This window comes from Moorena sp. SIO2C4 (assembly GCF_010672485.1).
Lineage (GTDB): Bacteria > Cyanobacteriota > Cyanobacteriia > Cyanobacteriales > Coleofasciculaceae > Moorena > Moorena producens.
Map to the genome: position 1 here is coordinate 1 of NZ_JAAHGN010000293.1, position 7,548 is coordinate 7,548.

Annotated in this window: 5 protein-coding genes and 1 pseudogene; 2 read left to right on the forward strand and 4 right to left on the reverse strand. The window is 43.6% G+C overall.

Translation table 11 applies throughout. The features are described 5' to 3' along the window. A pseudogene (locus tag F6K20_RS16585) lies at window positions 1-810 on the reverse strand (hypothetical protein); the annotation flags it as partial. A 1,364-nt stretch (window positions 811-2,174) separates the two neighbouring features. On the opposite strand from F6K20_RS16585, the gene F6K20_RS16590 reads away from it, so the two are divergent. Beyond that, the gene (locus F6K20_RS16590; protein ID WP_161603153.1) at window positions 2,175-2,438 is read left to right on the forward strand and encodes a hypothetical protein; all 264 of its coding nucleotides are present in this window, start codon (window positions 2,175-2,177) and stop codon (window positions 2,436-2,438) included. On the opposite strand, the gene F6K20_RS16595 is transcribed toward F6K20_RS16590, so the two are convergent. Both F6K20_RS16595 and F6K20_RS16600 read right to left on the reverse strand, forming a co-directional pair. Beyond that, window positions 2,435-4,069 carry an alpha-D-glucose phosphate-specific phosphoglucomutase gene (locus F6K20_RS16595; protein WP_008183066.1) on the reverse strand — a complete coding sequence of 545 codons (1,635 nt, stop codon included), beginning with the start codon at window positions 4,067-4,069 and terminating at the stop codon, window positions 2,435-2,437. The two genes, F6K20_RS16590 and F6K20_RS16595, sit on opposite strands and share 4 nt — an antisense overlap. A 304-nt stretch (window positions 4,070-4,373) precedes the next feature. Further along, on the reverse strand, window positions 4,374-5,603 hold the full coding sequence (locus F6K20_RS16600; RefSeq protein WP_287295344.1) for an RNA-guided endonuclease InsQ/TnpB family protein: 1,230 nt from the start codon (window positions 5,601-5,603) through the stop codon (window positions 4,374-4,376). Window positions 5,604-5,680: 77 nt separating this feature from the next. Here F6K20_RS16600 and F6K20_RS40690 point away from each other — a divergent pair, with 77 nt between their 5' ends. Then, entirely contained in the window at window positions 5,681-5,824 is a 144-nt protein-coding gene (locus F6K20_RS40690; RefSeq protein ID WP_008183062.1) for a plasmid mobilization protein, read from the forward strand. A 246-nt stretch (window positions 5,825-6,070) separates the two neighbouring features. On the opposite strand, the gene lysS is transcribed toward F6K20_RS40690, so the two are convergent. Beyond that, a partial coding sequence (lysS, locus tag F6K20_RS16605; RefSeq protein ID WP_287295346.1) for a lysine--tRNA ligase occupies window positions 6,071-7,548 on the reverse strand: 1,478 nt, incomplete at its 5' end.

Here is a 7,548-nt window from a genome sequence, read left to right on the forward strand (position 1 = left end):
TCCTGCTGGTGCCTGAGTAGTTATTGCCTCCTGGAACTCGGAGCCTTCCATCTTCCAAATCGCAACACCCCCGGTTTCGGTATTACGCCACAGAGGACTCCTGTTACCATCGCCTAAATCCACAACACCACGGGCGTCAAATGGACTGTCGTCTGGTACCAATACCTCCTTACCACTTTGATCTTTAATGAACGCTGCCGTCTCGACGCTAGTGCCTTCGTCATTTAGAGTCCACACACCAAGTTGTCCAGTGACAGGATTACGCCAGAACAGATCCAAACTGGGGATAATATCTTCAGCTGGGGTAATTTCAATGGCATCAAGTCGCCCTAGCTCGAAATTAGCATCATTATTAATGCTATCTGCCAGTACCGAGATTTCTATTTCATCCCCTGGAGCAAGGTCTACGCCCTGAAAAATGGCATTTGGATTATCCTCAGCACTTAGAGGGCGAGGGCCACGTGGATTGCCACCGCTCAGAGGGACATAATTCCTTGGCTCAGCTGTAATCCCAGGTAAGTTTAGATTATAAACATATGTACCAACTACATTGTCGTTGACACTAAATGTCAGTGGAGATTCCCCATCCTCTTCGTCAAAGTAGGCAATACTAATATCGTACTTACCAGCCGGTCCATCATCTGCTGTCCATTGAAATCTAAGCACACCAGGGTTTTCTTCAACCGGGTCATTAAAGCTTGAGATCTGGACGGCTCGACCGCCTGAAGCAACGGTATCAATATTGTTTGCACTGGTTGTCTCATAGTTGACTCGCGTTACGCGATCGCTTTCTGCTTCAATCAGAACCATAAGATGGTTTTCTCCCAAAAGTTATCTGTGTTTACACTGGTGGGCTTTTCTTTTCAGTCCTGATGCACCAAAAAATTTCTAATTACTCCATCCCAATTCAGTAACTCACGGGATGTGTAACTTACAAAACTGGCATTACTCAACGTCCCTGGCCTGAAATGGGATAAGAGTCTGTGAACTTTTTATGTGAACTTTGTATGTGAACTTTTGGGGCAAATTTAATCATGCTTATCGATGTATCTAGGGTACAGTACCTTTCTAGATACATGTTTCTAGAAACATCGGTAAGGGTAAAACACCCCCTTTAATAGTTCAAAGATGCCCTCCTCAAATCTATCCAGTGAAACTGGATAGATTTTTTGAAGCCTTTTCTATAGTTTGACTCCCTAACGATTCCCTGATCAAATTCCACCCCTAACAGATGACCTAGTCAAAAAAGTAGTTTGGTTCTAGGCTTCATATTTTTTTTTTGCGTTTTGACTGACAAAAAAAAATCCTACCATTAGTATAAATGGCATAAATTTCAGTAAATGTCACTATCAAAATAGGGATTTTCATCAAAAATTCATAAAAATTTATGAAAAATTTACTGAGTTAGTCCTGAGCAAAAACTAATTATTATATAACATCATTCAGCTAAGAATTATGAATGAGTAATTTTACCCTCCCTCAGAGCAGTTAGGGGTTATACCAAATCTGGGTTAAAGAATAATCTTTTTCATTCAGTCCCTCTTTGATTCAGTCATTGAGGTGTGCAAGCAAGCTTTTGCCCCAATCAATTTACTGTGTGGCAAAAAGGGTTAACAGCAGGTGATTTGAGATTATTCATAAAATTAACTAATTGACAATAAATAATGTTGAAATGTAGCCAGATATCTCTTGACTTGACGAAATATCCAAGAACCATCTATGGAGATGAGCTAAATTAAACAATGATGAAAATTTTTATAGGTGCGCGCCTCCTAGGGCGAGTAAATCGCCCTTGGGTCGCACCTCTAGGAATAAAAATCTGTTGCTATTGAAATCTAGGCTATCCACTATTACCGAGACAGTTACTCATTTTGGTAACGGCTAATGGGTAATAGGTAACTGGTCGGGGTTGTATAGCGCTACGGGCAAGTCAGAAGTGAGAAGTCAGAAGTCAAAAGTAAGCTAGGACTAGGTTTCGGAGTTTAGAAGCGATGCAGAGGTGCGACCCGTGGCGAATTTAATTCGACGACTGTAAGCGCACCATTACGGTCTTGGGGAGGCAGCGCGGTCTTGGGGGTCCCCCCCATGAGCGACTGCCGTGGTTTCCCCCACTCGCGCTTTGCATCAAGACAATGTCAAACATCTTAATGGGTAGTGCTATACCAAGTAAGCATATGCGCTACAGATGGTGCTACTTGAGGTGCCGTCAGCCGTCAGCCGTCAGCCGTCAGCCTTGGCCGTTGGCCACGCTACGGGAATGGCTGGCTGATACGCGACACGCTGATACGCGACACGCTGAATGCTTACCTAATTACCTATTACCTATTACCTATTACCTATTACCTATTACCTATTACCTATTACCTATTACCTATTACCTATTACCTATTACCCATGTTCCTTTCATTAACAGGGAAACTAACCCATCAAAACCTTAGGTAATTACAGTGGGAACCTCCCGCTCTGTAAACTTGCGAATCTGGGCAATCTCATGGGCAAGGGAAATCAGTGGTTCCAATGCTTGTTGAGTATCCACGTCATGCTTAGTGGAATCTGGCTCATAGCTCTCTAAATAGAGGCGTAGGGTTGCCCCTTTTGTGCCAGTACCAGATAGGCGGAATACAATCCGAGAGCCATCAGTAAAGCCAATCCGAATCCCCTGCTTCTGGCTGACGCTCCCATCTACTGGGTCTGTGTAACTAAAGTCATCACCATACTCTACCTGGTAAGAGCCAAATTGCTGTCCTTTCAGGTCTGGCACACTTGAACGCAGACGCTCCATCAGTTCCTGAGCTCGTGCCCCATCTACCTCTTCATAGTCATGGCGGGAATAGAAATTACGACCATAGGTTTGCCAGTGGCTACGGACAATCTGCTCCACTGATTCACCCCGCACTGCCAGGATATTGAGCCAGAATAGCACTGCCCAAAGTCCATCTTTTTCCCGTACATGGTTAGAACCAGTGCCGAAACTTTCTTCACCGCACAAAGTGGCTTTACCTGCATCCAATAAATTGCCAAAAAACTTCCAACCTGTTGGGGTCTCATAGCAATCAATACCCAACTGAGCCGCCACTCGGTCTACAGCAGCACTGGTTGGCATGGAACGAGCGACCCCTGCTAAACCTTGACTATAACCAGGTACCAGATGGGCATTGGCGGTTAACACAGCGATGCTATCACTGGGGGTAACGAAGAACGAGCTTCCCAGGATCATATTGCGATCGCCATCCCCATCGGAAGCAGCCCCAAAGTCCGGTGCATTATCACCATAGAGAATATCCACCAAGTCCTTAGCATAGACTAAATTGGGGTCAGGATGACCACCACCAAAATCTTCTAACGGTATACCATTAAGTACTGTACCTTCTGGTGCCCCTAGGCGTTGTTCAAAAATAGCATGGGCATAGGGACCAGTTACCGCATGTAATGAGTCCATACACATGCGGAATTTCCCAGAGGTTAGTAGCTGGTGAATGCGGTCAAAATCAAACAGGGACTCCATCAATTGAGTATAAGGCTCAACTGGGTCAATCACCTCAACGCTCAAGGTTCCCAGGGTAAATGCACCTGGTCGGTCTAGATTCACATCCGCAGCCTCCAGGATTTTGTAACTATCAATGACTTTACTCCGAGCATAGATAGCTTCCGTCACCTTTTCCGGTGCTGGTCCACCATTACTGGTGTTATACTTGACACCGAAGTCACCCTTTGGACCCCCAGGATTGTGGCTAGCCGAGAGGATAATGCCACCTAATGCCTTATGCTTGCGAATAACACAAGATGCTGCTGGGGTAGACAGAATACCACCACAACCGACTAACAACCGACCTAACCCATTGGCGGCTGCCATTTTGAGAATGGTCTGAATTGCTTGCCGATTGTAGTAGCGACCATCACCCCCTACAACTAGGGTTTGACCTTCACAGCCTTCTAGGGAGTCAAAGATAGACTGGATAAAGTTTTCCAGGTAATGGGGCTCTTGAAAAACGGTGACCGACTTACGGAGTCCGGAAGTACCGGGCTTTTGGTCTGTAAAGGGCTTAGTAGAGACAGTGCGTATGTTCATTACAAGCTAGCTACAGGTTTTACTGCTAATTCTTTATTGTTAACTGTTACCTGTTAATTGTTAATGAAAAATTCAAAAGTCTTTGATAAATGACTGATGACTTTAGTGAGCCCTGGTCTAGAAAAGCGCGAACGCACGATCAATCCTTACCTACGCATATTTTTGTTTATTTGTCAATGCTTCACTTTAATCTATCTAAGCTACAAGCGATTAGCTTTGCACAAGGTTAGCTAATCGCTCATTAAGAAGTGACAGCTCCTACACTGACCCGTTGGGTTCAGTGTAGGCTTCCCAGCCAATCCGGCTATTGCGCGCGGAGGCGCTGGGCTTTAAGAACGGACTGCCCTTCCGCTCTGTTTTTGATGTTTATAGCTGCATTGTGTTCGCGTAGCGTCGGCTTCGCCGAATCGCGATCTAGACTACATCCACAATGGGGACAGTCATGCCATCTTACATGCAGCTTCTTTGGGACTTTTTTTCCGCAATTGGAGCAATTCTGTGAAGTGTTTTGAGCGCTTACTGGGACAGCCAACAAACCAGCATTTAAGGCCGTAGGCCACGCTACGCGAACGGCTTTGTTCGTCAGTATCGTCAGAAAGCTTGACCACCCAGCATCTAGCACAGATTTAGCCAATCGGGATTTAGCCATCCCTTTGACGTTTAACTTTTCGTGAGCAACTACGTCGTAGTTTGACAATAAGTAATTAGCGGTCTTGAAATGAAAGTCTTTCCGTTTATCCGCTACTTTTTTATGCTGTTTCCCGAGCTGTTTGATAGCCTTAAGTCTATTACTTCCTCCCTTCTTCCTTCTAGATACCCGCTTTTGGACAACCTTTAAGCGCTTTTGAGCTTTCCGATAGTATTGAGGAATCTCTATGGCTTCCCCTTCGGAGGTTGTCAAAAAATCCTTTAGACCAACATCAATCCCAATTATTGAATCTGGATTTATGTCTGGCTTAACTTCGGGAACTGTCTTGTCTTCCAGGGACAAGACCAGATAGTATCCATCGCACTTTTTTGTAATGGAAGCTGTCTTAATCTTGAAGCCGGAAGGAATGGGGCGATGAAGTACTACCTTTACTCTGCCTATTTTTGGGAGATTTATTAAGTCTCCATCTAGGCACCCTTCCTTTACTTGAGGGTAAGTAAAAGTGCGATAACGGTGTGGTTTTTTGAACCTAGGCCGACCACTTCGTCTTCCATTACTATCCCCTTTAATGAACCTATCAAAAGCTAACTTTACCCTCTTGACAACATCCTGAAGTACCTGAGAGTGAACCTGCTTGTACCAAGGATGGGTTTTCTTTAGTCCTGGTAATCTTTTCTTTTGACTGTAGTAGTCAGGATTAACTCTTAATTTTGGAAGATGACAGACAAGTGGGCAGGCATTAATGGGACAGCGGTTAGCTTCGTACCAGTTAAATCGATCAGCCAACAAGTAATTGTATTGAGCACAAAGCATTGACAACCAATTGTCTATTACAACTTTCTGCTCTCTCGTTGGACGTAATCGGTACTGGTAAGCTAGTCTCATTTTTTGTATCCTGTTTTTCGACCTATAACTAGGTTAGCATGTGGGTAGCCAAATAACAACCCACAACATCAAAAAAAATGAAAGATAAAAAATTGATAGTTAGAGTAACTGAGTTTGAGAAAAAGCAGTTAAAGCAGGAGGCTGACAGGAGGGGTATGACTCCATCTGAGTTGGTCAGAAGTTTTATAGCTCGTCTCCCAATCCCAGGAGACTCTGTGTAAAATTCATCCCTGGAAACGAAACCTTAGAATAAGGCAGTCTTAATCATACAGTTTTAACCTTTGTCTCATAGCCGACCAACCATAAAGACTGCCTTATTCTTACGGTAACTTTGAACACTCATCCTTGCGGATTGAGATGTGGGGCTTCTTTTACCGGACAGCTAAATTTTCATCTGACCTCTCAACTTATAATCCAACAGCAAGTTACTAGATTATGGCTGATGATCCTTGGGCTGAATCCTTACACTAAATTTCTCGGTCGAAGCCATATTTTTCGCGGATATGGGTATTAAAATACTGACCGATAGAAGGATTATCTTTTAAACCCTTGTAGATCTCCTCTGGTACATCCCGATACTTGTAGATACTACCATTATTGAATTGAACCCGAAGAATTTTTTTTTCTACATCGTAGTCGAAGGATTTAATCACAGCGCTGGTACTTTTCAGCAATGGGAAAGCAATCACATCTCGAATACTAGCTGAATCAGTGAGTAGCATCACTAAACGGTCAATACCAATACCTAAACCACCAGTGGGAGGCATACCGTACTCCAGAGCAGCGAGAAAGTCTTCATCAACATCTTGAGCTTCCAAATCTCCTGCTGCTTTCCTGGCTGCTTGAGCTTCTAGTCGTTGCCGTTGATCTATAGGATCAGTTAACTCAGAATAACTGTTTGCTGTTTCTCTTCCCACTATAAACAATTCAAACCGTTCTACTAAACCAGATTTTGAGCGATGGGGCTTAGTGAGGGGAGAGATTTCCACAGGATAATCCAGAACGAAAGTCGGTTGGATTAACGTTTCTTCTACCTTCTGCTCAAAAGCTTCATTGAGCAATTTACCAATAGAATAGCAATCATTGGGAACCTCCACACCAGCATCTTTTGCTGCTGCTTTTGCCTGCTCAATGTTGGTAAACTTATCAAAATCTAAACCAATTTGGTCTTTGACTAACTCTTGCATCGTTACTTTACGCCAAGGGGGAGTTAGATCAATTACTTCACCTTGGTAGTTAATGGTTAGTGTACCTAACACTTCCTTAGCAGCATTACTAATCAGATTTTCCGTCAACACCATCATCTGATTATAATCGGCGTAAGCCTGATAGATTTCAATCATGGTGAATTCCGGATTGTGACGAGTCGAAATTCCTTCATTGCGGAAAACACGCCCCAACTCATACACCTTTTCAAAACCACCAACAATTAGTCGCTTCAGATGTAACTCGGTAGCAATACGCAGATACAAGTCCATTTGTAAGGTATTGTGGTAGGTGATAAAAGGACGCGCATCTGCACCACCAGCCTCACTCTGAAGTACCGGAGTTTCAATTTCAATAAAATCCTGTTGGTTTAAATAGTGCCGAATAGAAGCAGTTATTTTGGCACGACGACGAAAGGTTTCCCGGACATCAGGATTAACAATTAGGTCAACATAACGTTGACGATAGCGCTTTTCTGTATCCGTCAAACCATGCCATTTATCTGGTAAAGGCAACAAAGATTTAGTCAGGATATCATACTCCTTGACATAGATCGATAGTTCCCCTTTCTCCGTGCGCTTGATGGTTCCTTTTGCCCCAATAATATCTCCAGTATCAGTGAGTTTTTTGAGAATATTGAAAGCATTGGGAAGGTCTGCCATTTTAGCAGTGATTCTCTTTTTATCCAGGTAAAGCTGAATTGTACCAGTCTCATCCTGAATGTTGAAGAAAGCTAATA